This window comes from Naumannella huperziae, from assembly GCF_054073625.1.
Genome location: NZ_JBSXPH010000001.1, coordinates 1572817 through 1598059 on the forward strand (window position 1 = coordinate 1572817; position 25243 = coordinate 1598059).

Here is a 25243-nt window from a genome sequence, read left to right on the forward strand (position 1 = left end):
TCGACAGGGAGAGTGTCATGACCGAGCCGAACGAGCAGATTCCCGGGATCGATCCGAGCGTGCCGCCGTCGGGCACCGGCTGTGCCGAGTGCCTGGCCGGTGAGGGGGCCGGCTGGTGGGTGCACCTGCGCCGTTGCGCCCAGTGCGGCCACATCGGCTGCTGCGACACCTCGCCGAGCCAGCACGCGACCGCCCACAACGCCGCGACGGGGCATCCGTTCCTCACCAGTTTCGAGCCGGGCGAGGACTGGTACTACAACTTCGACGACCAGCAGATGTACGCCGGGCCGGAGCTCGCGCCGCCGACCTCCCACCCGGCCGACCAGCCGGTGCCCGGCCCCGAGGGCAAGGTGCCGGCGAACTGGCGCGAGCTGATCCACTGATCGGCGGGTCGGGGAGCCGGCTGGCATACTGGCACGGTCCCGGCCGGCCGCGCGCCGGCGTACCCGCGAAGCAACGAGGTTGAACTCAGCGACATGCCCGAATTCGTCTACTCCATGTCCCGTGTCCGCAAGGCCGTCGGCGACAAGGTGATCCTCGACAACGTCACGATGTCGTTCTTCCCCGGCGCCAAGATCGGCGTCGTCGGCCCGAACGGCGCCGGCAAGTCCACCCTGCTGAAGGTGATGGCCGGCCTCGAACAGGTCAACAACGGCGACACCCATCTGGCCAAGGACGCCACCGTCGGCATCTTGTTGCAGGAGCCGCCGCTGACCGAGGGCAAGACGGTACGCGAGAACGTCGAGGAGGCCGTCGCCGACATCAAGGCGCTGCAGGCGCGGCTGGAGGAGCTCGGCATCGCGATGGGCGAGCCCGATGCCGACTTCGACGCCCTGATGGCCGAGATGGGCGAGGTGCAGACGGAGCTCGACTCCCGCAACGCCTGGGACATCGACAACCAGCTCGAGCAGGCGATGGACGCGCTGCAGCTCCCGCCGAGCGACGAGATCGTCGATCACCTCTCCGGCGGCGAGCGGCGCCGCGTCGCGCTGTGCAAGCTGCTGCTGCAACAGCCCGACCTGCTGCTGCTCGACGAGCCCACCAACCACCTCGACGCCGAGTCGGTGAACTGGTTGGAGGGCCACCTGAAGGCCTATCCGGGCGCCGTGCTCGCCGTGACCCACGATCGCTACTTCCTCGACAATGTCGCGGAGTGGATCTGCGAGGTCGACCGCGGCCGGCTGCACCCCTACGAGGGCAACTACTCCACCTACCTCGACACCAAGCGCGAGCGGCTGCAGATCGAGGGCAAGAAGGACGCCAAGCGCGCCAAGATCCTCGCTCGCGAGCTCGACTGGGCCCGGTCCAACCCGAAGGCCCGCCAGGCCAAGAACCGCGCCCGGCTGGCCCGGTACGAGGAGATGGCCGCCGAGGCCGAGCGCAACAAGAAGCTGGACTTCGAGGAGATCAACATCCCCGCGGGTCCGCGGCTGGGCTCCACGGTGCTGGAGGTGGCCGACCTGAAGAAGGGCTTCGGCGACCGGACGCTCATCGACGGGCTGTCGTTCTCGCTGCCGCGCAACGGCATCGTCGGCATCATCGGCCCGAACGGCGTGGGCAAGTCGACGCTGTTCCGGATGATCGTCGGCGAGGAGACCCCGGACTCGGGCTCGCTGGAGCTGGGGGAGACGGTCAAGATCAGCTACACCGACCAGAGCCGCTCCGGGCTGGACCCGAAGAAGAACGTCTGGGAGGTCGTCTCCGACGGGCTGGATTACATCAAGGTCGCGAACTTCGAGATGCCCTCGCGCGCCTATGTCGCGTCCTTCGGTTTCAAGGGCCCCGACCAGCAAAAGCCCTCCGGCGTCCTGTCCGGCGGCGAGCGGAACCGGCTGAACCTCGCGCTCACCCTGAAGCAGGGCGGCAACCTGCTGCTGCTCGACGAGCCGACCAACGACCTCGACGTGGAGACCCTGCAGTCGCTGGAGGACGCGCTGTTGGAGTTTCCCGGCTGTGCCGTGGTGATCTCCCACGACCGCTGGTTCCTCGACCGCGTCGCGACCCACATCCTGGCCTGGGAGGGCACGGACGAGAACCCGTCGAACTGGTTCTGGTACGAGGGCAACTTCGCCGACTACGAGTCGAACAAGATCGAGCGGCTCGGCGCCGAGGCCGCCCGGCCGCACCGGGCGACGCACCGCCGGCTCACCCGCGACTGAGCCGCGGCCCGCTCAGCGGGCGAGCAGGTCGGCCAACGTGACCGCTTGCCGCCCGGCGAGCTGGTCGGCCTGCAGCCGGCAGGAGAAGCCGTCGGCGAGGAAGATCGCGTCCGGGGCATCGGCCAGCGCCGGCAGCAGGTCGTGCTCGGCGACCTTGACCGAGACCTCGTAGTGGCCGCGCTCGACGCCGAAGTTGCCGGCCAGGCCGCAGCAGCCGCCGAGGGTGCGGACCTCTGCCCCCGTCCGCTTGATCAACGCCAGGTCCGGGCCGTAGCCGGTGACCGACGCGGCATGGCAGTGCGGCTGGGCGATGATCGTCTGCCCGCTGAGGTCCGGCGGCGTCCAGCCGTCGGTACGCTGCAGCAGCTCGGCCAGCGTGAGCACCCCGGCGGCGACGTCGGGCACCCGCGGATCGTCCGGCAACAGCTCCGGGGCATCGGAGCGCCACACCGCCAGGCAGGACGGCTCCAGTCCGATCACCGGGATGCCCTGGCTGACCAGGGGATGCAGCACGTCGAGCGAGCGCCGCAACTGCGCGCGGGCGCCGTCGAGCTGTCCGGTGCTGATCCAGGTCAGCCCGCAGCAGGCGGTACGCTCCAGCACCCGCGGGGCGTACCCGGCGCTCTCCAGCACCCGCAGCACCGGCTCCACCTCGACGCCGGCGAAGCTGTCGCTGAAGGAGTCGACCCAGATGATCACCTCGCGCCCCGACGCCGGTGCGAGATCCCTGGCCCGGCGGCGCGCCGAGCGACCCGCGAACCGGGGCAGTGGGCGTCGGCGGTCGACCCCCGCGCCCCACTTCAGCAGCGCGCTCGCCCCGGGCAGCCGGCCGACGGTGTTGATCAACGCCGCCAGACCCGGCACCGCGGTGATCATGCGCGCCCAGCGCGGCAGCCAGCCGAGGGCATAGTGCGACCGCGGCCGCAGCCGCCCGGCGTAGGCGCGGTCCAGCACCGTCGCCTTGTAGCTCGCCATGTCCGTTCCGGTGGGGCAGTCGCGCCGACAGCCCTTGCAGGACAGGCACAGGTCGAGGGCCTCGTGCACCTCGGGCGAGCGCCAGCCGTCGCCGATCACCGAGCCGTTGATCATCTCCTGCAGCACCCGCGCCCGACCGCGGGTGGAATCCTTCTCCGCGCCGGTCGCCTGGTAGGACGGACACATGACGCCGCCGCCCGGGGTCAGATCGGCGACGCACTTGCCGACGCCCGTGCAGCGATGCACCGCCGCCGCGAACTCCGGATCGGCGAGCTGCAGCGGCTTTCCGACGAACTGGGCCGCACGCACATCGGCATCCAGCGGCGCCGGCTCGACCAATACTCCGGGATTCATCAGATTGTCCGGATCGAAGATCGACTTCACCTCGCGCATCAGCCGCAGCGAAGCCTCGTCGTACATGATCGGCAACAGCTCCGAGCGCGCTCGTCCGTCGCCGTGCTCGCCCGACATCGAGCCGCCGTAGCGCGCCGCCAGCCGCGCCGCGTCGAACATGAATGCGCGGAACCGGTCCGTGCCGCCCGGGCTGGTCAGGGGAAAGTCGATCCGACAGTGCACGCAGCCGTCGCCGAAGTGGCCGTAGGGCAGGCCCTGCAGTTCGTGCTCGGTGAGCAGGGCGTCGAAATCGCGCAGGTACGCCCCGAGGTGCTCCGGGCGTACCGCCGCATCCTCCCAGCCGGGATAGGCCGGCGCGCCGAGCGAGACCTGCGCCAGCCCGGCGCCGTCCTCGCGGATCTTCCACAGCGCCCGTGCCTGCGCGGCATCGGTGACGATCCGCCCGTCGACCGCGTCTGCCGCCTCGAACAGCGCGCCGGCCCGCTCGCGCAGCCGGTCGGCGTCGTCGTCGACCAGCTCGACGAAGAGCCAGCCGTCGCCGTCGGGCAGCGGCGGAACGGCGGCATCGCCCAGATGGCGCCGCACCACATCGACGATCCGGCGGTCCAGACCCTCGGCGGCCGTCGGCCGGTGTGCCAGGATCGCCGGGATGTCGTCGGCGGCCTGCGGCATCGACGGGTATCCCAGCGCGACCATGATCGAATACGGGGCGTCGGCGACCAGATTGACCGTCGCCTCGGTCCACACCCCGAGGGTGCCCTCGGTCCCGGCGAGGAACCGTTCGACCGCGAATCCGTTCTCCGGCAACAGGTGCTCCAGGCTGTAGCCCGAGACCTGGCGGTCGAACTGACCGAAGTTGGTGCGGATGGTGGCCAGGCCGGCCCGGGTCAGCTCGCCCAGCCGGGTCAGCGCGGTCGCATCCGGCGTACCCGAATCGGCCGTGCCGGGGTGGCCGACCCGTAGTGTCTCGCCGGTGCCGGTGATCAACTCCAGCCCCAAGACATTGCTCGCGGTCTTGCCGTAGCCGAGCGCGCGCGGGCCGCAGGCGTTGTTGCCGATCATGCCGCCGATGGTGCAGCGGGTGTGCGTCGACGGGTCCGGGCCGAACCGCAGCCCGTAGGGCCGCGCCGCGGCCTGCAGCTCGGCCTGCACGACCCCCGGCTCGACGGTGGCGGTGCGTGCCTGCGGGTCGAGCGCGAGGATCCGGTTCAGCCCGGCGCGGAAATCGATCACCAGCCCGGGCCCGACGGCATTGCCCGCGCAGGAGGTGCCGGCCCCGCGCGATGTCACGGGTACGCCGTGCTCGCGCGCCGCCCCGAGCAGGGCCCGCAACTGTTCCCGCTCGCGGGGGCGGGCGACGGCTCCCGGGGTGACCCGGTAGAGGGAGGCGTCGGAGGAGTAGAGCGCGCGGGCGAGATCGGTGGTGTCGACGACATCGCGCAGTCCGGCGTGGCCGACCGCGCGGGCGAACCCGGCCCAGTCGGGCGCGGGCGCGGCCCGGGGAGCGTCGATCAGCGCGGGAGTGCTCACCGGGCGGATTCTCGCTGGTCGGGGTCACCGACCTCAAGTACGGCGCCGAAGGCGCGCCCCAGGGCCTCGAAGTCTGCCGGGTCGACCGCCTCGACGAAGATCTTGCGGACCGCCTCGACATGGCCCGGCGCCGCGCCGGCCAGCAACTCGAATCCCTTCGGCGTGAGGTGCGCCCAGACGCCGCGCCGGTCGTCCGGGCAGGTATCGCGCTCGACCAGGTTGGACTTCTCCATCCGGGCAACGGTGTGGGTGAGCCGCGAGCGCGACTGGTGCACCCGGTCGGCCAACTCGGACATCCGCAGCCGCCGATGGGGCGCCTCCTCCAGGCAGACCAGAATCTCGTACTCGCCGAGGTCGAGGCCGTGTCGGCGCAGGTCGGCGTCGAGATATTCTGCGATCCGGGCCACCCCGAGCAGATAGGTACGCCAGACGTGCTGCTGCTCCGTCGAGAGCCAGCGAGCCGAGACCCGATCGGTCTGCGTGGCGGCGCCGGTGGTCTGCGGCGGGTGGGCGGTGCGGGCGGACATGCGTACCATCCTATCCGGGAAATTGACGATTCAACTCAATACCCCTACCCTGAACGTAGTTGAAAATGCAACTATGTTGTCGACCACAGTCAACGCACCCAGCACGAGGAGCACCCCCATGACCCAGTCCACGACCGAGCAGCTCACCGGCTCCTGGCAGATCGACGCGAGCCACTCCGAGGTCGCCTTCACCGTCCGGCACCTGATGAGCAAGGTGCGCGGCACCTTCACCGCCTTCCAGGGAACGATCGAGACCCCGTCCGACGACCTGACGCAGGCCTCGGTGCAGGTCCGGATCGACATGTCCTCGGTGAACACCAACAACGAGCAGCGCGACGGGCACCTGCGCAGCACCGACATCTTCGACGTCGAGAAGAACCCGGAGATGACCTTCGCCTCCACCGCGATCACCGACAACGGCGACGGTGACTACACGATCACCGGTGATCTGACGATCAACGGCACCACCCGGTCGGTCGACCTGGCCGCGGAGTACCTCGGGGTGGACGTCGACGCCTACGGCGTGACCCGGCTCGGTGCCGAGGCGAAGACCCAGATCAACCGCAAGGACTTCGGTGTCGACTTCAACGTGCCGCTGGACGGCGGCAAGGTGCTGCTGGGCGACAAGCTCGACATCACCCTGACCATCGAGGCGACCAAGAACTGACCGAGTGCCGGCGCTTCCGTCAGCGGTCCCGGCTTCGTCTGTGCGCGCAGGCTACGGCCCGGTAGGATCGCGCCACCACGACGAGGAGGACCAATGACGGATGCGCCGGCGCGGGCGGACGGCCCGGGGCGTGAGGCCCAACTTCGGGACCGGAGCAGCTCGGTCGGGCAGATGCTTCTCGACCAGGTCGAGCGGTCCGGCAATCGGGAGGCCTTCCGTCATCGCGACGCGGCCGAACGATGGACCTCGCTGAGCTGGAACCAGACCAAGGACCAGGTCTTCGAGCTCGCCGCCGGCCTGCTCGCGCTCGGCCTCGAGCCCGAGGCGCGGGTGTCGATCGCCGCGACCACCCGGATCGAGTGGATCCTCGCCGACCTGGCCGCGATGTGCGCCGGCGGCGCGGTGACCACGGTCTACCCGACGACCCAGCACGACGATGTCGCCTTCATCATGAACGATGCGGGCGTGAGCATCGCTGTCGTCGAGGACGCCGAACAGTTGGAAAAGGTACGCCGGGACGCGGAGCTCTACGACCGGCTGCGTGCCGTGATCATGATCGACGGCGACGATCCCGACGAGAAGGTGCACTCCTGGCAGGACCTGCGCGAGCTCGGGCGTACCCTCCTGCAGGAGAATCCGGGCGCCGTGGACGAAGCGATCGCGCGCACCGGACCCGACACGGTCGCCACCTTGATCTACACCTCCGGCACCACCGGCCGGCCCAAGGGCGTCGTGCTGAACCATGACGCCTGGGCCTATGAGGGCCGCGCGGTGCAACTGTTCGCGCTGCTGCACCCCTCCGATGTGCAGTTCCTCTGGCTGCCGCTGTCCCACGTGTTCGGCAAGGCGCTGCTCGCGCTGCAACTGCAGATCGGTTTCGTCACCGCGGTCGACGGCCGGATCGAGAAGATCGTCGACGGCCTCGGGGAGGTCCGCCCGACCTGGATGGCCGGCGCCCCGCGGATCTTCGAGAAGGTCCGGGCCCGCGTGATGATGGGCACCCAGGGCGGGGTGAAGGGGCTGATCGCGCGCTGGGCCTTCTCGGTCGGGCAGCGCACGATTCCCTATCGCCTGGCGGGGCGGCCGCTGCCGCGCGGGCTCGCCGCCCAGTACTGGCTCGCCGACCGGCTGGTCTTCTCGAAGCTGAAGGAGCGGATGGGCGGGCGGATGCGCTTCATGGTGTCCGGCTCGGCCAAGCTGTCCACGCAGGTGCAGAACTGGTTCTACGCCGCAGGCCTGCTCGTGATCGAGGGCTACGGTCTGACCGAGACCTCCGCGGTCACCTTCGTCGACGACCCGCGCGCGCCTCGCCTGGGCACGGTCGGTCGCCCGGTGCCCGGCACCGAGGTGCAGATCGCCGACGACGGGGAGGTGTTGCTACGTGGCCCGGGCGTCTCCGGCGGCTATCACAACCGCGCGGAGGCGAACGCGGAATCCTTCGTCGACGGCTGGTTCCACACCGGCGACATCGGCGAACTGGACGCCGACGGGTACCTGCGGATCACCGACCGCAAGAAGGATCTGATCAAGACCTCCGGCGGCAAGTACGTGGCGCCGCAGAAGGTCGAGGGGATCCTGGTCGCCAACTGCCCCTATGCCTCCCAGGTGGTCGTCTACGGCGAGGGGCGCAAGTACGTCACCGCCTTGATCGCCCTCGATCCCGAGGCGATCACCCAGTGGGCCGCGGACAACGACCTGGGCGGGCAGAGCCCGTCGGAGCTGGCCCGGCACCCGAAGGTGCGCGAGCTGATCTCCGGCTACGTCGACCGCGCGAACGAGCGGCTCGAACGCTGGGAGACCGTGAAGCGGTTCGTGATCCTCGACTCCGAGCTGTCGGTGGATTCCGGTGAGGTGACGCCGAGCATGAAGATCCGGCGCGGCGCCGTGGTGCGCAAGTACCAGCCGCAGTTGGACGATCTCTACGAGGACTGATCTTGACTCGCTTCGAAACCGGCGTCGAGTTGCGCTGGTCGGATCTCGACGCGCTCCGCCACGTCAACAACGGCGCCTATGTCGATTTCCTGCAGGAGGCGCGCGTCGGGCTGCTGCTGAGCGGGCCGGACGGCACCGGGCCGGTCCGCGAACTGCTCGGCGGCGGGGTGCTGGTCGCCGCCCACCAGGTCGCCTACCTGCGCCCGATGACCTCCACGCGTACCCCGTTGCGGGTGTCGATGTGGACCGAGAAGATCGGTGCCGCACGGTTCACCGTCGGCTACGAGCTGTTCGACCGCGACCGGTCCGGGGTGGAAACACTGGTCTGTTCCGCGCGGTCGGTGCTCTGCCCGTTCGACCTGTCGGCCCAGCGGGTGCGCCGGCTCGGTCCCGATGAGCGGGCCTTCTTCGAGTCGGTACGCGACGACGCCGCCGAGCCGATGCGCCCGCTCGCGCCGGCCACCCGCAGCGGGCTGGCGGTCCGCGGCGATCTGCGCGTGCGCTGGGGCGACCTCGACTCCTACGGCCACGTGAACAACGTCCGCTACTTCGACTACTTCCAGGAGGGCCGGCTGTGGCTCCTGGACCGCGCGCGGGACTCGGCTTCGGCCGGGCCGTACTGGGTGGTCGCCCGGCAGGACGTGCGCTACCTGGAGCAGCTCAACCACCGGCTCGAGCCCTACCGCCTGTCGACGGAGGTCACCCACCTCGGGCGTACCTCGATGCGGCTGGACGCGACGATCACCGACCCGCGCACCGACACCGTGCACGCGACCTGCTCGACCGTCTGCGTCGCGACCGATCGCGACGGCCGGAGCGTATCGATCGGCGACGACTTCCGCGCCCGCGTCTAGCTGTTGCCGGTCCGGGGCCGGCGACTCAGACCGCCAGCCAGACCGCCTCGTCGGTGCCGACGACGCCGCTGCCGGCATCGCCGGAGTGCACCAGCACGCGGGCGCCGTCCGGGAGGGGGTACGCCTGCGCGCCGAAGTTCACCACGCACCGAAAGCCGGGCTCGCGGGTGAACGACAACACATCGTCCGGCACCCCCTCGTCCCAGGTCAGGGTGCCGTCGCCGAGCGCTGGATTGCGCCGCCGCTCGGCCAGGGCCGCCCGATACAGGTTCAGCTCGCTCGCCGGATCGGTGTCCTCGGTCTCGACGGAGAACCGCTGCCAGTCCGCCGGTTGCGGCAGCCACGGCTGGGCGTCGCCCGGCCCGAAGCCGAAGGGCGGCTCGGCGCCCGACCACGGCAGCGGCACCCGGCACCCGTCCCGGCCGCGCTGGGTGTGCCCCGAGCGCTCCCACACCGGGTCCTGCAGCGCCTCCGTCGGCAGGTCCTCCACCTCGGGCAGGCCCAGCTCGTCGCCCTGGTAGATGTAGGCGCCGCCCGGCAGGGCGAGCTCCAGCAGCGCGGCCGCACGCGAGCGGCGACGACCGAGTTCGAGGTCGGTGGCGTCGTCATTGGTGATCATGTTGGGCCGCGCCGTCTCGCCGAGCATCGAGCCGTCGGCGGCGAAGGCCGCCCCGGTGCGGGTCTTGCCGTAGCGGGTCGCGACCCGCTGGTTGTCGTGATTGGCCAGCACCCACGTGCACGGCGCCCCGACCGCGGTGTGCGCGGCGATCGTCGTGTTGATCACATTGCGCTGGGTCTCGGCGCTCCACTCGGCGAGCAGCGCGTCGAAGTTGAAGGTGGTGTGCAGCCGCTCCGGCACCACATAGCGGACCAGCCGCTCGGCCGGGGTGAGATAGGCCTCGGAGACGAAGATCCGGCCGCCCAGCTCGGTGTCGGCATAGGAGTCGGCGATCGCCCGCCAGCGCTTGTGGATGCGTTCCACGCCGGGGTGGTCCCAGATCGGCGAGCCGACGAACTTCTCGTGCGTGGGCTGCTGGGTCACCGAGTCGACCGGGACATCGGGCAGTTGCTCGAGGTCCTTGGCCATCGAGTCGGCGACATCGATCCGGAAGCCGTCGATGCCGCGGTCGAACCAGAAGCGCAGGATCGAGTCGAACTCGTCGGCGACCGCATCGTTGTCCCAGTTCCAGTCGGGCTGGGAGATGTCGAACAGGTGCAGGTACCACTGCCCGGGCGTACCGTCCGGATTGGTCGTGCGCTCCCAGGCTGGACCACCGAAGACGGCAGGCCAGTTGTTCGGCGGCTCATCGCCGTTCGGGCCGCGGCCGTCGCGGAAGATGTAGAGGTCGCGCTCGGGAGCGGCCGGGTCGGCGAGCGCCGCGCGGAAGGCCGGATGGTCCCACGAAGAGTGGTTCGGGACCAGGTCGATGATCACCCGGATGCCTGCCTCGTGGGCCTTCGCGATCAGTTCATCGGCATCGGCGAGGCTGCCGAAATCGGGGTTGATGTCGCGGTAGTCGGCGACGTCGTAGCCGCCGTCGAGCAGCGGCGACGGGTACCACGGGCTGATCCAGATCGCGTCCACGCCGAGCTCGGCCAGGTAGGGGAGCCGGTCGATGATGCCGCGCACGTCGCCGGTGCCGTCGCCGTCGGCGTCGGCGAAGGAGCGGGGATAGATCTGGTAGACGACCGCCGAGCGCCACCAGTCGGGGCTGGTGTCGAGGCGGTGCGCGCCCGGGCCGGCCGGGGCCGTCGCGGGGGAGTCGGTGCGGGTGGTCTGCGAGTCGTTCGAGGACACGCCGCGACTCTGCCACCGAAACGGTTCGACCGACAAGCCTCGGCGGCCGATCGCGTGAGAAAACGTTCCCGCGGGAACGTCTCAGATCAGGCTGGTACGCCCGTCGGGCGCGGCGGGTGAGGGCGTGTTGACCATCGCGTGCGCCGCGCGCCACAGGTAGTCCCACAGCTCCTGGGCATCGCCGTCGGGCAGGCCGAGGCTGAGCACCGCGGCGCGCATGTGGGTGAGCCACCGATCGCGCATCTCGGGGGTGACGGCGAAGGGAGCGTGGCGCATCCGCAGCCGCGGGTGGCCCTGGAGCTGGGAGTAGGTGGTCGGGCCGCCCCAGTACTGCTCCAGGAACAGGCGCAGGCGATCCTCGGCCGGGCCGAGATCCTCCTCGGGATAGAGGGCGCGGAGCTCGGGGTCGCCGGCCACGCCCCGGTAGAACTCGGCCGTCAGCTTGTCGAAGGTGGGGTGGCCGCCGACCCGTTCGAAGAAGGTCGGGCCGTCCGGTCCGGGCTGGCCGGGGGGCTGGGCGATGGGATTCGTCATGGCGCGACCAGCCTACGCGGGGTCGATGGGGAACGGACGCGCGGTGATCACCCGGTCGCCGCGACGCATTCGGCCTCGGCGCGGCTGACACCGCGCTCGTCCTCGGGCAGCACCGCGTGTTCGCCGCTGGCGAGCCGCTGCAGGGTCACGGTGCCGGCGGTCGGATAGATCTTCGGGGTCAGGCAGTCGGCGACCCGCTGCGCTCCGGCCTCGCTGAGGCCCTGGTCGGTCATGATCGACGCGATGCCGCGGCGTACCTCCGATTCCGGTGGGCGTACGCCCGCGCAACCGCCGAGCACCAGTGCCGCGGCCGCCACGGCCGCCACCAACGGCCCACGCACCGCGCGTCGTCGCAGCATCAGCCGTTGCCCTTCTTGTCCTTGTTCTTGTCGCCCTTGTTCCTGGCGTTCTTGTCGAGCTTGTGCACACACGACTCGACCGCGGAGCGCAGTTGCGGCATCGCCTCGTGCGGCAGCTCACCGTCGGCGAGGCGGCGCAACTGGGACGCGTCCAGGGTCTGGTAGAGCTCGTCCACGACGCAACCGTAGTAGCGCTCGGCCTTCTCGCTCGACGAATATGCCTGCGAGTTGACCAGCTTGCGTACGCCGTCGAGCACCTCCGCCTTGCTCGGCTTCGCACCGGTTTCACCCTCGTCCTTCGGCGACGCGGGCGCCGCGGGAGTGCCGGAGCTCGCCGGGTTGGTGGGGCTCGCCGGGTTGGCCGGGCTCGCCGGGCTGGTCGGGATGGGGCTGGTCGGGATCGTGGGGCTGGTCGGGCCGGGCGGCGCCGGGGGTGGGGAGTCCGGCGGGGCGTCCGCGCGGGTCTGGGCGGCGCAGCCGGCGAGCACGATCAGCACCGCGACGACAACCAGCACGCCGGGCAGGCGGCGGGCGATCGTCGACGAGGGCATGCCGGACAGGTTAACGAGGCCGGGCAAGACGCCGGTGGTACGCGGGGGCGACAATGGGGCGATGGGGGAGCCACCAGGGGAGCCGCCACAGCAAGCGCCCGATCCGGTCGCCGAGGCGTTCCGCCGGCTGCCGCGGGCCGGCTTCCTGCCCAGCGACCAGCGGGCCAGCGCCGCGGTCGACGCGGCCCTGCCGATCGCGGCCGGCCAGTCCAACAGTCAGCCCCGCACGGTCGCCGCGATGCTGCGGCTGCTCGCCCCGGTGCCCGGGGACCGGGTGCTCGATGTCGGTTCCGGCTCGGGCTGGACGACGGCGCTGCTGGCCGTGTTGGTCGGCCCCGCGGGCTCGGTCCTCGGCGTCGAGCGACACCCCGAGCTGGTTGCCTTCGGCCGGGCGAATCTCGCGTCGGCGCGCCTGCCCTGGGCCCGGATCGAACCCGCCACGCCGGGGGTGCTCGGCGACCCGTCGGGCGCGCCGTACCGGCGGATCCTGGTCTCGGCCAGCGCGCGCCGACTGCCCGCCGCGCTGGTGGCCCAGCTCGATGATGGCGGCGTGCTGATCTGTCCCGTCGGCTCCACCATGACGCGGGTCCGCCGCGACGGCGACCGGGTACGCGTCAGCGAGCACGGGGCGTACCGCTTCGTGCCCCTCGTCGAGGACTGATCCGTCGAGGTCTCAGTCGCGCGGGTCGGGCTCGTCGAGCAGGCGTACCCGCTGGACCGGTTGCGGTTCGACCACCGGCCGGCCGGTCCCGCCCTGGGAGAAGTTCCCGACGCGGGAGACCTCGCCGTTGCGGACGTACCACAGATTGCCGTTGTCATCGCGCAGCGTGGTGTTCCGCAGACCGACCTGGACGACCGTGCCGGAGGCCTCCTCCAGATCGACGTAGTCGCCCACGCCGAGCTGGTCCTCGACCAGGATGGTGATCCCGGCGACGATGTCCTTGATCACGTTCTGCATGCCGAAGGCGATGGTCGCGGCGACGATCGTGGTGCCGGTGAGCAGGCCGGTGATGTTGAAGCCGAGTTCGGCGAGGATCATCGCGGCGAGGATCACGAAGATCACGGCGCTGATGATGGAACGCATCATCGAGCCGAGCGCCCGCATCCGCTGCTCGCGGCGCTCGTCGCTCATCGCCGATGGGAAGCGGGGCCTGGCATCGGCGGCGCGCCGGAATGCGGTGGTCACCGCTCGGACGATGATCGCGCGGATGATCACGGCAAGCACGACCAGGAACGCGATCCGGAACGGCAGGGAGGTCAGGACCGCGAGCACGGCTTCGGGGATCCAGTTCTGCACGCTTCCTCCTCAGTCGTGGCGGTAGGTGACGCGCCCGGCCCACACGGTCATTCGGACCGGATCGGGCAGGTCGCGGCCGTGCCACGGGTTGTTCCGCGACAGCGACAGCGACGCGGCGGCATCGACGGATGCTCGGGCCTGCGGGTCGATCAGGGTGAGATTGGCCGGCTCGCCGATGGCGATCGGCCGGCCCTGCCCGGGCAGCCCGGCGATCCGGGCGGGCGCGTGGGACATCGCCTCGATGACGCGGGACCAGTCGGACCGATCGGTATTGATCATGGTCTCGATCAGTACGCCGAGCGCGGTCTCCAGGCCGAGCATGCCGAAGGCCGCATCGGCGAACGCGTGTTCCTTGTCCTGGCGCGCGTGCGGCGCGTGATCGGTGCCCACGGCGTCGATCGTGCCGTCGGCCAGCGCCTCGCGCAGCGCGTTGACATCCTCCGCCGGGCGCAGCGGCGGGTTCACCTTGTAGGTCGGGTCGTAGCCGACGACCTCGTCGGTGGTCAGCATCAGGTGATGCGGCGTCACCTCGGCGGTGATCGCGATCCCGCGTTGCTTGGCCCAGCGCAACACTTCGACGGTCTCGGCGGTGCTGACGTGGCAGACGTGGACGCGGGAGCGGGTGAGCGCGGCGAGTTGCGCGTCACGGGCCACGATGGTCGACTCCGCGGCCGCCGGCCAACCCGGCAGGCCCAGTCGGCCGGAGACCTCGCCCTCGTGGCAGCAGGCCTGCCCGCCCGCCAGCCGCGGGTCCTGCGCGTGCTGGGCGATCACGCCGCCGAAGGTCCGGACATATTCCAACGCCCGGCGCATCAGGGTCGGATCGTGCACGCACCGGCCGTCGTCGGAGAACATCCGGACCCGCGCCCGGCTGCGCGCCATCAGGCCGAGCTCGGCCAGCTCCTCACCGGCCAGCCCCTTCGACACGGCACCGACAGGCTGCACCTGCGCGGAGCCCTCGCGCGCCCCGACATCGAGGACGTACTCGGCGGCTTCTGCGGTATCGGTCACCGGTGTCGTGTTGGCCATCGCCAGGACTGCGGTGTAGCCGCCACGCGCCGCCGCGGCCGTGCCGGTGGCGATCGTCTCGGTGTCCTCGCGACCGGGCTCGCGCAGGTGGGTGTGCGGGTCCACCAGGCCGGGCAGCGCGAGCAGGCCGTCAGCATCGACGCGCTCGGCATCGGCGGGCGCGTCGGCCGGATCGGCGTACCGGCCGTCCATGATCAACAGGTCACCGGAGCCGGCGTCGGCGCGGCGGGCGCCGGTGATCAACAGTGGGCGGGCCGGCAGCGGGGCAGGTCCGGGGGGCTGGCTCACGTCGTCTCCTCCTCGCCACCCAGCAGGTGATACAGCACACTCATCCGGACCGCAACCCCCGCCGCGACCTGGTCCAGGATCAGCGACGACGCGGCGTCTGCGGCATCTGCGCTGATCTCCAGGCCGCGGTTCATCGGGCCGGGATGGCAGATGGCGGCGCCGGGCTTCATCGCGGCCAACCGCTCGCGGGTCAGGCCGTAGCCGACCGTGTACTCCCGCGGTGTGGGGAAGTAGCCGCCCGACATTCGCTCGCGCTGCACCCGGAGCATCATCGCGATGTCGACCGAGTCGATCACGGCATCGAGATCGTTGCTGATCTCGACCCCCCAGGAGTCGACGCCCGACGGCAGCAGCGTCGGCGGCGCCACCATGATCACCTGCGCACCCAGCGTGCGCAGCAGCGCGACATTCGACCGAGCGACCCGGGAATGGGTGATGTCGCCGACGATCGCGATCCGGGCCCCGGCAAGATCGCCGTGATTCCCGCGGCGCAGGTGATTGCGGATGGCGTAGGCATCCAGCAGCGCCTGGGTCGGATGTTCGTGCGTACCGTCTCCGGCATTGATCACCGGGATTCCGGTCCACGCCGCGGCCTGGGCCGGTGCGCCGGAGGCCGGGTGCCTGATCACCATCGCGTCCACCCCCATCGCCGCGATGGTCAGCACGGTGTCGCGCAGCGACTCGCCCTTGGAGACGCTGGACCCCTTCGCGGACACGTTGATCACGTCGGCCGACAGCCACTTGCCGGCCAGCTCGAAGGAGGACCGCGTGCGGGTGGAGTCCTCGAAGAACAGATTGACGACGGTACGCCCGCGCAGCGCGGGCAGCTTCTTGATCGGCCGCGACTGGACCTCGGCCATCTCCTCGGCGAGATCGAGCACGGAGTCGATCTCGGCGACGCTCAGGTCGGCCGCGGACAGCAGATTCTTCATGCGCCCGTCCCGTCGCCGGGCCGCTCGATCGCGACCTCGGTGCTGCCGTCGGTCTCGGCGAACCGGACGTGGACCCGCTCGCCGGTGGCGGTCGGGAGGTTCTTCCCGACATGGTCGGCGCGGATCGGCAACTGCCGGTGACCGCGGTCGACGAGCACTGCCAGGCGCACCGCACGCGGCCGGCCGATGTCCTTCAGCGCGTCCAGCGCCGCGGCGACGGTGCGGCCGGAGAACAGCACGTCGTCGACCAGCAGCACGGTCGCGTCGTCGATGTCGCCCGGCAGCCGGGTCCGCCCGACGGTGCGGGTCGGTTGGTTGCGCAGGTCGTCGCGGTACATGGTGATGTCGAGCTGGCCGATTCGCGGGGCGCGCGACTCGACCTGGCCGATGGCCGCGCCGATCCGTTCCGCGAGCGGTACGCCGCGGGTCGGGATGCCAAGCAGGACGAGCTGCTCCGCGCCGTGGTTGGCCTCGAGGATCTCGTGCGCCATGCGGGTCACCGTGCGAGCGATCTCCTCGGCATCGAGAACGGTGCGGGCGGAGCTGGCTGGCTCGGTGCTCGGCGGTGGCACGCTCAACGGCGTTCTCCTCGGGTCCGTTCCGACTGGCTGCCCGGGGCGCGGGCTGCACTAGCCTAGGGCCCGTGAGCGGATTCTTCAGCCCCATGCAGGTCGTTCCGATGGAGACGCTGCCCGGTTGGCCGCCGGCGCAGGACCCGTCGGCCCTGACCTTCCTGCTGGCCTTCGTCGGTATTCCGGCCCTGCTGCTCTCGGTGCTGGCGCTGCTGATCTGGGCGCCGGCGCTCGGCCGTGCCGCGCGCGGGCAGACCCGCGGGGGCAGGGAACCGCTGTGGTTGGGCTCGACGTCGTCGCCGAAGGCGCTGGCGAGCGATCCGCGGGTCGGTGCCGCGGGCGGGGCGAGCCAGGCCCCGACGCGGGAATCGCTGGAGGTGAATGCCGAGGGCGGGGTCTCGTTCACTCCGGCCGAGATCGACGATCTCAAGCAGGCGCTGCATGATGCCGACGCCCAGTCCGGGCTGGACTTCTCGCTGTTCGTCGGTGCGCCCGCCGACCAGCCGCGGCAGTTCGCCGAAGGTCTGCTGAGCGCCCAGCCGGACCCGGCCACGGCCGTGGTCGTGGTCGTGGACCCGGAGTCGCGCGGCATCGAGATCGCCACCGGGGAGCAGGCGACCCGCCAGCTCGACGACGCCGACTGCGCGCTCGCCGCCGCCGGCATCCAGCGCGCGGCCACCGACGGCGCGTTGACCGGCGGCATCGTGGACGCGCTGAATCTGCTCGGCAACGCAGCGCGCGAGATCCCCTCGCTGCACGGCTCCACGGAGTTCCACCCGGAGCACTGAGCGCGTCGGTCGCGCCCGGCGCCTCCGCCGGGGCGTCGGGTTCAGGCCGCCAGCGGCCGGTCATCGGGTGCGCGGCGCATCCCGAATCTGGCAGCCTCGAGACGTGACGCCCGCATCATCGACCTCCGTCCGACGGCCGGCCGTCCCGCGCCCGGAGTACCCGCGCCCGCAATTTCGCCGTGAGCGCTGGCTCAGCCTGAACGGGACCTGGCGCTTCCAGCGCGACCCGTCGGATTCCGGCCTGGAGCGCGGCCTGCTCGGTGCGGACTTCGCCGAGACCATCGTCGTCCCGTTCGCGCCGGAGTCGGAGCTGTCCGGGATCGGCGACCCCGACTTCTGCGAAGCGGTCTGGTATGCCCGCGAGATCGCCGTTCCGGACGAATGGCCGGCGGACGGGCGCGTGCTGCTGCACTGCCAGGCGATCGATCATGACGCGACCGTGTGGCTCGACGGGCGCGAGGTCGGGCGGCACCGCGGCGGTCACACCTCCTTCACCCTTGACCTCACCGACGCGCTCGCCGGCCGGCGTACCGGCACCCTGACGATCCGCGCCCGCGACAGTCGCGACGCTCCGCAACCCCGGGGCAAGCAGTCCACCCACTACGCCAACTCCGGCTGCCACTACACCCGCACCACCGGGATCTGGCAGCCGGTCTGGTTGGAGTGGGTGCCGGCGAGCCATCTGGCGCGGCCGCGGATCACCCCGGACGTCGCGCGGGGCGAGTTCGAGCTGGACGTTCCGGTACGCCACGGTCGGCGCGGGATGACCGTGCGGGCGCTGCTGCTGGACGAACCGGCGGCGCCCGCCGCCGCGAGCCCGATCGACGCGGACGAGGCCCCGGCCGATGCGTCGATGACGCCGCGGCTGCGGCTGCGCGTACCGGCCGACCGGGTTCGTCTCTGGGAGCCCGGCGCGCCCAACCTCTACGGCGTGCGGTTCGAATTGCGCGGCCCGGACGGTGCGCTGGTCGACGCCCTCGATTCGTACGCCGGCCTGCGGTCCATCGCGATCGACGGGCAACGGGTGTTGATCAACGGCCGCCCGGTGTTCCAGCGGCTGGTGCTCGACCAGGGGTACTGGCCCGACGGCCTGATGACCGCCCCGAGCGAGGAGGCGCTGGTCGCCGACATCGAGCTCGGCCTGGCCGCGGGGTTCAACGGGGCCCGCGTGCACCAGAAGATCGCCGAGGAACGCTACCTCTACCACGCCGATCGGCTCGGTTACCTGGTCTGGGGCGAGTTCGCCGACTGGGGCGCGAGCGGCGCGGGACCGGCGGGGGACAACCAGCGCCCGACGCCGACCTGGATCGCGCAGTGGGTCGAGGCCGTCGAGCGCGACTACTCCCACCCGAGCATCGTCGGGTGGTGCCCACTGAACGAGACCCACCAGTTCATCCATGATCGATTCACCGTGCTGGACGACGTCACGACCGCGCTCTTCCTTGCCACCAAGGGGATCGACCGCACCCGCCCGGTGATCGACGCCTCCGGCTACAGCCACCGGGTCACCGCGACCGATGTCTGGGACAGCCACGACTACAGCCAGGATCCGGAGGTGTTCGCCGACCGGATGGCCGGGCTGGAACGTGGCGAACCGTTCGCCAACACGGGCGCGAACAGCGGTGAGGCCCGGCCGGGCGCCCCGGACTACTCGCTGCCGTACGCCGGTCAGCCCTACTTCTGCAGTGAGTTCGGGGGGATCTGGTGGGTCCCGCCGCACCTGCGTGGCGACGGCGACGACGGCTGGGGCTACGGGGATCGGGTCGCCGACGAGGAGGAGTGGTACGCCCGCGCTGCCGGCCTGACCCGCGTTCTTGATCAGAATCCGCTGATGTTCGGCTATTGCTGGACCCAGCTCACCGACGTCTTCGGCGAGCAGAACGGGATCTACCGCTTCGATCGCTCCGCCAAGCTGGATCCCGATCGCGTGCGCGCGATCTTCGATCACCCGGCCGCGTACGAGGACTCGTGATCGAGCACGGCGCTCTTCACCTGCAGCCCGTAGCGGAAGCCGCCCAGGCTGCCGTCGGTGCGCAGCACCCGGTGACAGGGCACGAACAGTGCGGCGGCATTGCGCGCGCAGGCGCTCGCCGCGGCGCGCGAGGCGGCCCGATTGCCCGACAGCTCGGCGAACTCGGTGTAGGTGACCGTGCCGCGTACGGTCCGCAGCACCTGCCAGGCCTGCTCCAGGAACGGCCCGGAGCGTTGCCGGACGGCGACCGAGTCGAGGGCGGTCAGCTCGCCGTCGCCCCACGCGCGCACGGCGTCGTCGACAGCCGCGGCATTGCGTGGGCGTACCGACCCGGGGCGCAGGCTCGGGTGCACCAGCGCGCGCAGCTCCTCCGGATCGGTGGTCCAGCCGCTGGCCAGGACGACGGGCGTACCGTCCTCGTCGCGCCACAGATAGCCGAATCCGCCGCCGACGGTGTCGAGGGTGCCGAAACCGGTCTCGGGTGCGGTGGTCGGGGGGTTGGTGTCGATCATGATGGTGCTCCGTTCCACAGGTGCAGGGATGCATAGGTACGCCAGGGGGCGAGTCGGTCGGTGTCGGTGACCCCGCGGCGGTCGAGTTCGCGGCGGATGATCAGGTCGGAGTCGAGCAGCACGTCGGGATCGCCGAGCGCGCGGATCATCAGATAGCCGGCGGTCCACGGGCCGATCCCGCGCAGCGCGGTGAGCGCGCGGTACGCCGCGGGCCGGTCGGCTGCCGGGCCGAGGTCGATCTCCCCGGCAGCCAGGGTGGCGGCGAGACCGACGAGGGCGCGCCCGCGGCTGCGGGGCATCGCGAAGGCGTCCGGGTTGGCCGCGGCGAGCGTCGCCATCGACGGGAACAGCCGGGTCACCGCGCCCCGGACCAGCTCGGGGGGCAGGTCCTCGCCGTGCTCGGCGACCAGCCGTTCGGCCGCGCGTACCCCGCCGAGCAGGGAGATCTGTTGGCCGAGCAGAGCGCGGACGGCGAGCTCGTCCGGATCGGGGCCGCCCGGAATGCGCAGCCCGGGGTGCGCGGCCACCAGCGGGGCGAACGCCGGGTGCGCGCCGAGGACGCCGTCGATGGCGACCGGATCGGCGTCCAGATCGCACATCCGCCGCAGCCGTGCCACCAGCGGACCAAGATCGCGCAGCTCGGCGAGCCCGACGATCGCCTCCAGCGGTGACGTCGCGCCCGGGGTGACGACCAGCTCGAACACGCCCGGACCGTGCGGCAACCGCACGCTGCGCGCGAAGCGGAGGGGGCCGTCGGCGAGTTGCGCGGACTCGGTACCGGCGACGGTCCGGGTGCCGAGGAAGCGCAGCAGCGCCGCGCCGTCGAACGGCTCGCGGACCGGCAGTCGCAGGCGCAGCGTCCCGGCGGAGCCGGCGGCCGGCGTCCGGCGCGCCGCGCGCAGCCGGGTGGGGGTGGCGCCGAAGACCTCGCCGATCGTGTCGTTGAACTGCCGGATCGAGCTGAAGCCGGCGGCGAAGGCGATGTCGGCCATCGTCAGGGTGGTGTTCTCGATCAGCAGCCGGGCCGCGTGTGCGCGCTGGGCGCGGGCGAGCGCGACGGGGGAGGCGCCGGTCTCGGCGACCAGCATCCGATGCAGTTGCCGCTCGCTGTAGCCGAGCCGGCGCGCCAGGCCGCTGACCCCCTCGCGGTCGACGACGCCGTCGGCGATCAGCCGCATCGCCCGGGCGGCAACGTCGCCGCGCAGATTCCATTCGGGCGATCCGGGCACGGCGTCGGGATGGCAGCGGCGGCAGGCCCGGAAGCCGGCCTGCTGCGCGGCACCCGCGGCGGCGAACCAGCGACAGTTCTCCCGGCGCGGCGTGAGGGCCGGGCAGGACGGGCGGCAGTAGATGCCGGTCGAGGTGACCCCGACATAGATCCACCCGTCGAAGCGCGGGTCGCGTCCGCTGACCGCGCGGTAGCAGGTGTCCGCATCGGGCAGCGCCCCGGTGGCGGCCGGCTGGTGTGCGGTGGCTGTCATGGGAACGAGTCTGGCACCGCAACGGCGGCGGCTCTGGCGGAAATCGGACATGGGTACGGGTGGTGTCTCGGCCCGGCGCGCTCTACCCGGCCGATCATCAGGCCCCGTGCCGGAAGGTACGCCGGTACGCGTCGGGGGCGACGCCGACGATGTCGCGGAAGTGGCGGCGCAGGTTCGCCGCGGAGCCGTGGCCGGTGCGCGCCGCGATCACCTCGACGGTGTCGCCGGTGGTCTCCAGCAGTTCCTGGGCCCGGCGTACCCGTGCCTGCGCCAGCCAGTCCAGCGTGCCGTGTCCGGTCGCGGCGCGGAAGCGGCGGCCGAGCTGGCGGGTGCTGAGCCCGGCCCGCGCGGCCAGATCGGCCACCCGCAGCGGCTGGTCGAGCCGCGCGATGGCCCAGTCGCAGAGCGCGGCGAGGTCGTCGGGCCGGTCCCGCCCGGGCCGGTGCGCGACGAACTGGGCCTGGCCGCCGTCGCGGTGCGGCGCCATCACCAGCCGCCGGGCGACGGCGTTGGCAACGGCGGCCCCGTGATCGCGTTGCAGGACGTACAGGCACAGGTCAAGACCAGCCGCGTTGCCGGCCGAGGTCAGCACGTCGCCGTCGTCGACGTGGATCCGGTCGGGCTCGATGACGGCCGTCGGCGCGAGCTCGGCCAACCGACGCGCGTAATGCCAGTGCGTCGTGGCGCGGCGGCCGTCCAGCAGGCCGGCGCGCGCCAGCACGAACGCCCCGGTGCAGATCGAGATCACCCGGGCGCCGCGGGCGTGGGCCGCCCGGAGGGCGTCGACCAGGGGATCGAGATCGCGGAATCGCGCGCCGCCCACGCCGGGAACGACGATCGTGTCGGCGATGTCGAGCGTCTCCGGCGGATCCGTCGGGTCTAGCCGTCCCCAGGGACCGAGCGGCACGGAGTCGCCGCCGCAGACCCGGAAGTCGTACCAGCTCGCCGCGCCCGGCGGCGGCGCGGCGCCGAACGTGTCGCAGGGTGCGGCGAGGGACAGCATGGTCGGTGCCTCGACGAGCGCGACCGCCACGACATGGGAGCGTGGGACGTCGGGCGCGACCGTCATCATGTCCGAAATTGTACGATCGTCGTCATTTCCGACACTGGTGGATGCGGACCGCGTCCGGGCACAGTGGCGATCGTGCAACGCTTCGATTCGTCTCCGACGACCGGAGACGTTCCCGCGGGAACGTCTCGGCGAGAGGACGTTCCCGCGGGAACGCCGCGCGCCGATCGGCCGGTCTCGCCGAATGCCTGGTGGCCGCCGGCGCTGGCGCTGATGGCGGTCGGCTGGGGCGCGAACCAGTTCACGCCGATGCTGTTGCTCTACCGCGCGGACTTCGGGGTCGCCACCACGCAGGTGCAGCTTGCGTTCGCGGCCTACGTCTTCGCCCTGGTCCCGGGCCTGCTCGCCGGTGGGCCAGTCTCGGACCGGATCGGTCGCCGCCCGGTCGTGCTGATCGGGGTCGCCTGCTCCCTGCTGTCCGGGCTGGTGCTCGCCGGGGCCGGGATCGCCGATCGTCCCGCGCTGGTCGGTGTGCTGATCGCGGGCCGGCTCCTGCAGGGCTTCGCCGCCGGGGCGGCCTTCAGTGCCGGCGCCGCCTGGGTCGCCGAGCTCAGCGCACTCGTCGGCGATGCCGCTGCCGCACCTCGCCGTTCCACGATCGCCATGACCGCAGGGTTCGCGCTGGGACCGCTGGTCGCGGGGCTGTGCGCGCAGTGGGCGCCGCTGCCTCAGGTCACCGCCTACCTCCCGCATCTGGTGCTGTGCTGCGCGGCCATCCTCGCGCTCGTCCGGATGCGCGTTCCGGCGCGTCTCGGCCCGGTCGCGCCCGGTGCCACCCGCCCCCGTCGGCGGGTGCTCAGCCCGCATCTGCGGCACCGGCGGTTCCTGCTGGTGATCGCGCCGCTCGCCCCGTGGGTGTTCGCCGCGCCGAGCGTGTCGTTCGGCTATCTGCCCGGCGTGATCATGGACCGGCTGGGCGACCTTGCCCTCGCCTGGACGGCGATGCTGACCGCGGTCGTCGGTGTCGCCGGCGTCGCCGTGCAATCAGTCGCCCGCCGGCTCGCGCCGCGGGCCCTGCTGGCGGTGGCTCTCGGGCTCGCGACGGTCGGGATGCTGCTCGGCGCGGGCGCGGGGGGGCTCGGTTCGCCGGGAGCGGTGCTGGTCGCCGGGGTGGTGCTCGGAGCGGCCTACGGTTGCTGTCAGGTCGCGGGGCTTGGTGAGGTGCAGCGGCTGGCCGAGCCGGCTCATCTCGCCTCGACCACCGCCGCGTTCCAGGCGCTGTCCTATCTCGGGTTGACCGCGCCGCTGTGGCTCGCGCTCGCCGAGGCCGTAGCGCCGCCGCCGGTGCTGCTGGTGGTGGTCGCCGGTCTGGCCGCGCTGACCATGCTGATCGTGCTCGCCGCCGCGCGGCAGCCGGCGTCGCCGGAGCGCGAGCCGGAGGCTGCGCCGTGACCGATGTCGCGCTGCCCGCGCCGGGCGACCCGCTTCCCGGGCTGCCCGGCCGGCTCGGCATCACCCTCGCGGAGTGCGGGCCGCGGCTGACTCGCGCGTCGCTGACCGTGACGCACGACCACGTCGCGCCCCCGATCGTCGCCGGGCAGGAGCCGTGGTCCCACGCCGGCGCGGCGTTCACTCTCGCCGACACCGCCTGCGGCTACGGCTGCCTGGCGGCAATCCGGGCCGCCAGTGAGCAGTCGACCGATGCCGATCCGGGTACGCCCGGGCCCGCCGGCTTCACCACCATGACCACCTCGGGCAACCATCTCGCCGCGGCGCAGGTCGGCGACGCGCTGGAAGCGTTCGCCCGGCCCGCGCATCTCGGCGCCACGACCCAGGTCTGGGAGGCGGAGGTACGCCGCGGCGACCGCGTGATCATGCTCTTCCGCTGTACCCAGTTGCTGCTCCGGCCCCGCTGACCCGCTCGTCCCCCTGACCCGTGATCAGCCGGTCCCGTGATCACTCGGGCCCGTGATCAGCCGGGCCCGTGATCACTCGGAGGCCGGGTGGACGGCGAAGTCCCACGGATCGGTGCGCAGCTCCGAGACCAGTGGCCGGGCGTCCGTCTCGGTCGCGATCACCCGGCCCAGCAGCGGCAGCCAGGTCCACTCCGCCGCCCAGTGCGCGACGTCCAGCAGCGCCGGCGCATCGGCGTACTCGCGGAACTCGCTCGCGGGATGGTGCCGCAGGTCGGAGGTGAGATAGGCATCGGCGCCCGCCCGCCGGGCGTCGTCTAGCAGGGAATCACCCGCCCCGCCGAGCACGGCGACGGTGGTGATCATTGCGTCGGGATCGCCGGACACGCGTACCCCCGAAACGGTCGCCGGCAGCGCATCCGCCACCCGCGCGGCGAAGTCGGCCAGTCGCACCGGCGGATCCAGCTCGCCGACCCGGCCCAGCCCGTCGGCCGAGGGCTCGGCGGCCAACTCGTGCACATGCCAGGCCGGCTCCTCGTAGGGATGCGCCGCGCGCATCGCCGCCACCACCGCGGCCCGCCGCGCCCGCGGCATGATCATCTCCACCCGCGACTCGGCGACCTCCTCGATCTCGCCGGCCCGGCCGAGATACGGATCGCTGCCCGGCCCCGGCCGGAAGCTGCCGGTGCCCTCGGCCGTGAAGAAACACCGGTCGTAGTCGCCGATCCGACCCGCACCGGCCGCCGCCATCGCGTCCACCACCGCGCCGCGATGATCCACCGGCACGAACACCACGATCTGGTCGCGGGCCGGCTGCCGGTCGCGCTCGGCCAGCGGCCGTACCGCGCGCAGGCCGAGCGCGTCGGCGAGCGCGGCGGAGACGCCGTCGGGCGCGATGTCGGCATTGGTGTGGGCACAGACCAGGGCGATGCCCGCGGTGATCAACTCGGTCAGGATCGCGCCCTTGGGAGTCGCCGGGTCGACGGTATGGATGCCGCGCAACAGCACCGGATGGTGCGCGATGATCATCTGCGCCCCCGCCTCGCGGGCCTGCGCCACCACCTCCCGGGTGACGTCGACGCAGAGCAATACCCGCGAGACCGGCGCCGCCCGATCACCGCAGACCAGCCCCACCCGGTCCCAGCCCTCCGCGGTCCCGGGCGGCCAGTGCCGGTGCACCAGATCGGTCAGCTCGCCGACCGTCGCCATG

Annotated in this window: 24 protein-coding genes; 10 read left to right on the forward strand and 14 right to left on the reverse strand. The window is 71.9% G+C overall.

The window, feature by feature from the left end; genetic code table 11:
* Positions 1–17: 17 nt before the first annotated feature.
* Positions 18–383 (forward strand): UBP-type zinc finger domain-containing protein, encoded by a 366-nt coding sequence (locus ACXDC7_RS07560; RefSeq protein WP_459221726.1) that lies wholly within the window; start codon positions 18–20, stop codon positions 381–383.
* A 93-nt stretch (positions 384–476) separates the two neighbouring features.
* A complete protein-coding gene (gene ettA / locus ACXDC7_RS07565) occupies positions 477–2159 on the forward strand; it encodes an energy-dependent translational throttle protein EttA (protein WP_179444098.1) in 1683 nt (560 codons plus the stop codon).
* 12 nt (positions 2160–2171) lie between these two features.
* Here the strand turns inward: ettA and ACXDC7_RS07570 are convergent, their stop codons facing one another.
* Together ACXDC7_RS07570 and ACXDC7_RS07575 are read right to left on the reverse strand one after the other, a co-directional pair.
* Positions 2172–4931: an FAD-binding and (Fe-S)-binding domain-containing protein gene (locus tag ACXDC7_RS07570; RefSeq protein ID WP_459222809.1), complete on the reverse strand. Its 2760-nt coding sequence runs from the start codon at positions 4929–4931 to the stop codon at positions 2172–2174.
* An 83-nt stretch (positions 4932–5014) separates the two neighbouring features.
* Positions 5015–5545, reverse strand: a complete 531-nt coding sequence (locus tag ACXDC7_RS07575) for a MarR family winged helix-turn-helix transcriptional regulator (protein ID WP_179444097.1) — start codon at positions 5543–5545, stop codon at positions 5015–5017.
* A 118-nt stretch (positions 5546–5663) separates the two neighbouring features.
* Here ACXDC7_RS07575 and ACXDC7_RS07580 point away from each other — a divergent pair, with 118 nt between their 5' ends.
* The 3 genes from ACXDC7_RS07580 (at position 5664) to ACXDC7_RS07590 (ending at position 8998) form a co-directional block, all read left to right on the forward strand.
* Positions 5664–6212 carry a YceI family protein gene (locus ACXDC7_RS07580; RefSeq protein WP_179444096.1) on the forward strand — a complete coding sequence of 183 codons (549 nt, stop codon included), beginning with the start codon at positions 5664–5666 and terminating at the stop codon, positions 6210–6212.
* A 93-nt stretch (positions 6213–6305) separates the two neighbouring features.
* Positions 6306–8144 carry an AMP-dependent synthetase/ligase gene (locus tag ACXDC7_RS07585; protein WP_179444095.1) on the forward strand — a complete coding sequence of 613 codons (1839 nt, stop codon included), beginning with the start codon at positions 6306–6308 and terminating at the stop codon, positions 8142–8144.
* A 2-nt stretch (positions 8145–8146) separates the two neighbouring features.
* Complete coding sequence (locus ACXDC7_RS07590; RefSeq protein ID WP_459221727.1) at positions 8147–8998, forward strand: acyl-CoA thioesterase; 852 nt, start codon at positions 8147–8149, stop codon at positions 8996–8998.
* A 25-nt stretch (positions 8999–9023) separates the two neighbouring features.
* On the opposite strand, the gene ACXDC7_RS07595 is transcribed toward ACXDC7_RS07590, so the two are convergent.
* The 4 genes from ACXDC7_RS07595 to ACXDC7_RS07610 form a co-directional block, all read right to left on the reverse strand.
* Complete coding sequence (locus tag ACXDC7_RS07595) at positions 9024–10676, reverse strand: glycoside hydrolase family 13 protein (RefSeq protein ID WP_459222810.1); 1653 nt, start codon at positions 10674–10676, stop codon at positions 9024–9026.
* 201 nt (positions 10677–10877) lie between these two features.
* Positions 10878–11330 (reverse strand): globin, encoded by a 453-nt coding sequence (locus tag ACXDC7_RS07600; protein ID WP_179444092.1) that lies wholly within the window; start codon positions 11328–11330, stop codon positions 10878–10880.
* Positions 11331–11377: 47 nt separating this feature from the next.
* Positions 11378–11689 (reverse strand): hypothetical protein, encoded by a 312-nt coding sequence (locus ACXDC7_RS07605; protein WP_459221728.1) that lies wholly within the window; start codon positions 11687–11689, stop codon positions 11378–11380.
* The gene (locus ACXDC7_RS07610) at positions 11689–12240 is read right to left on the reverse strand and encodes a hypothetical protein (RefSeq protein WP_459221729.1); all 552 of its coding nucleotides are present in this window, start codon (positions 12238–12240) and stop codon (positions 11689–11691) included. Before ACXDC7_RS07610 ends, ACXDC7_RS07605 begins: the two co-directional genes overlap by 1 nt.
* A gap of 61 nt (positions 12241–12301) precedes the next feature.
* Between ACXDC7_RS07610 and ACXDC7_RS07615 the strand changes: the two genes are divergently transcribed.
* Positions 12302–12901 (forward strand): protein-L-isoaspartate O-methyltransferase family protein, encoded by a 600-nt coding sequence (locus ACXDC7_RS07615; protein ID WP_459221730.1) that lies wholly within the window; start codon positions 12302–12304, stop codon positions 12899–12901.
* 12 nt (positions 12902–12913) lie between these two features.
* Here ACXDC7_RS07615 and ACXDC7_RS07620 read toward each other — a convergent pair whose 3' ends face one another.
* Genes ACXDC7_RS07620 through pyrR form a run of 4 tightly spaced genes read right to left on the reverse strand, consistent with a single transcriptional unit; the run spans position 12914 to position 16364 of the window.
* A complete protein-coding gene (locus tag ACXDC7_RS07620) occupies positions 12914–13537 on the reverse strand; it encodes a mechanosensitive ion channel domain-containing protein (protein ID WP_179444088.1) in 624 nt (207 codons plus the stop codon).
* Positions 13538–13546: 9 nt separating this feature from the next.
* The gene (locus ACXDC7_RS07625) at positions 13547–14854 is read right to left on the reverse strand and encodes a dihydroorotase (protein WP_459221731.1); all 1308 of its coding nucleotides are present in this window, start codon (positions 14852–14854) and stop codon (positions 13547–13549) included.
* The gene (locus ACXDC7_RS07630; RefSeq protein ID WP_459221732.1) at positions 14851–15786 is read right to left on the reverse strand and encodes an aspartate carbamoyltransferase catalytic subunit; all 936 of its coding nucleotides are present in this window, start codon (positions 15784–15786) and stop codon (positions 14851–14853) included. Before ACXDC7_RS07630 ends, ACXDC7_RS07625 begins: the two co-directional genes overlap by 4 nt.
* Positions 15783–16364, reverse strand: coding sequence for a bifunctional pyr operon transcriptional regulator/uracil phosphoribosyltransferase PyrR (gene pyrR / locus ACXDC7_RS07635; RefSeq protein WP_459221733.1), 582 nt, complete (start codon positions 16362–16364; stop codon positions 15783–15785). The genes ACXDC7_RS07630 and pyrR overlap by 4 nt, the downstream gene beginning before the upstream one ends.
* A gap of 65 nt (positions 16365–16429) precedes the next feature.
* Here pyrR and ACXDC7_RS07640 point away from each other — a divergent pair, with 65 nt between their 5' ends.
* On the forward strand, positions 16430–17146 hold the full coding sequence (locus ACXDC7_RS07640) for a DUF5130 family protein (protein WP_459221734.1): 717 nt from the start codon (positions 16430–16432) through the stop codon (positions 17144–17146).
* 103 nt (positions 17147–17249) lie between these two features.
* Entirely contained in the window at positions 17250–19118 is a 1869-nt protein-coding gene (locus ACXDC7_RS07645; protein WP_459221735.1) for a glycoside hydrolase family 2 protein, read from the forward strand.
* Here ACXDC7_RS07645 and ACXDC7_RS07650 read toward each other — a convergent pair.
* From ACXDC7_RS07650 to ACXDC7_RS07660, 3 genes are all read right to left on the reverse strand, one after another.
* Positions 19091–19630, reverse strand: coding sequence for a methylated-DNA--[protein]-cysteine S-methyltransferase (locus ACXDC7_RS07650; protein WP_459221736.1), 540 nt, complete (start codon positions 19628–19630; stop codon positions 19091–19093). The genes ACXDC7_RS07645 and ACXDC7_RS07650 overlap by 28 nt on opposite strands.
* Positions 19627–21111: an AlkA N-terminal domain-containing protein gene (locus tag ACXDC7_RS07655; RefSeq protein ID WP_459221737.1), complete on the reverse strand. Its 1485-nt coding sequence runs from the start codon at positions 21109–21111 to the stop codon at positions 19627–19629. Before ACXDC7_RS07655 ends, ACXDC7_RS07650 begins: the two co-directional genes overlap by 4 nt.
* Positions 21112–21208: 97 nt before the next feature.
* Positions 21209–22183, reverse strand: a complete 975-nt coding sequence (locus ACXDC7_RS07660) for a GlxA family transcriptional regulator (protein WP_246292538.1) — start codon at positions 22181–22183, stop codon at positions 21209–21211.
* Between the two features lie 72 nt (positions 22184–22255).
* Here ACXDC7_RS07660 and ACXDC7_RS07665 point away from each other — a divergent pair, with 72 nt between their 5' ends.
* Positions 22256–23572, forward strand: a complete 1317-nt coding sequence (locus ACXDC7_RS07665; RefSeq protein ID WP_459221738.1) for an MFS transporter — start codon at positions 22256–22258, stop codon at positions 23570–23572.
* The gene (locus tag ACXDC7_RS07670; protein ID WP_459221739.1) at positions 23569–24036 is read left to right on the forward strand and encodes a PaaI family thioesterase; all 468 of its coding nucleotides are present in this window, start codon (positions 23569–23571) and stop codon (positions 24034–24036) included. The genes ACXDC7_RS07665 and ACXDC7_RS07670 overlap by 4 nt, the downstream gene beginning before the upstream one ends.
* 72 nt (positions 24037–24108) lie before the next feature.
* Here the strand turns inward: ACXDC7_RS07670 and ACXDC7_RS07675 are convergent, their stop codons facing one another.
* Positions 24109–25242 carry a Nif3-like dinuclear metal center hexameric protein gene (locus ACXDC7_RS07675; protein ID WP_459221740.1) on the reverse strand — a complete coding sequence of 378 codons (1134 nt, stop codon included), beginning with the start codon at positions 25240–25242 and terminating at the stop codon, positions 24109–24111.
* Between the last annotated feature and the right edge of the window lies 1 nt (position 25243).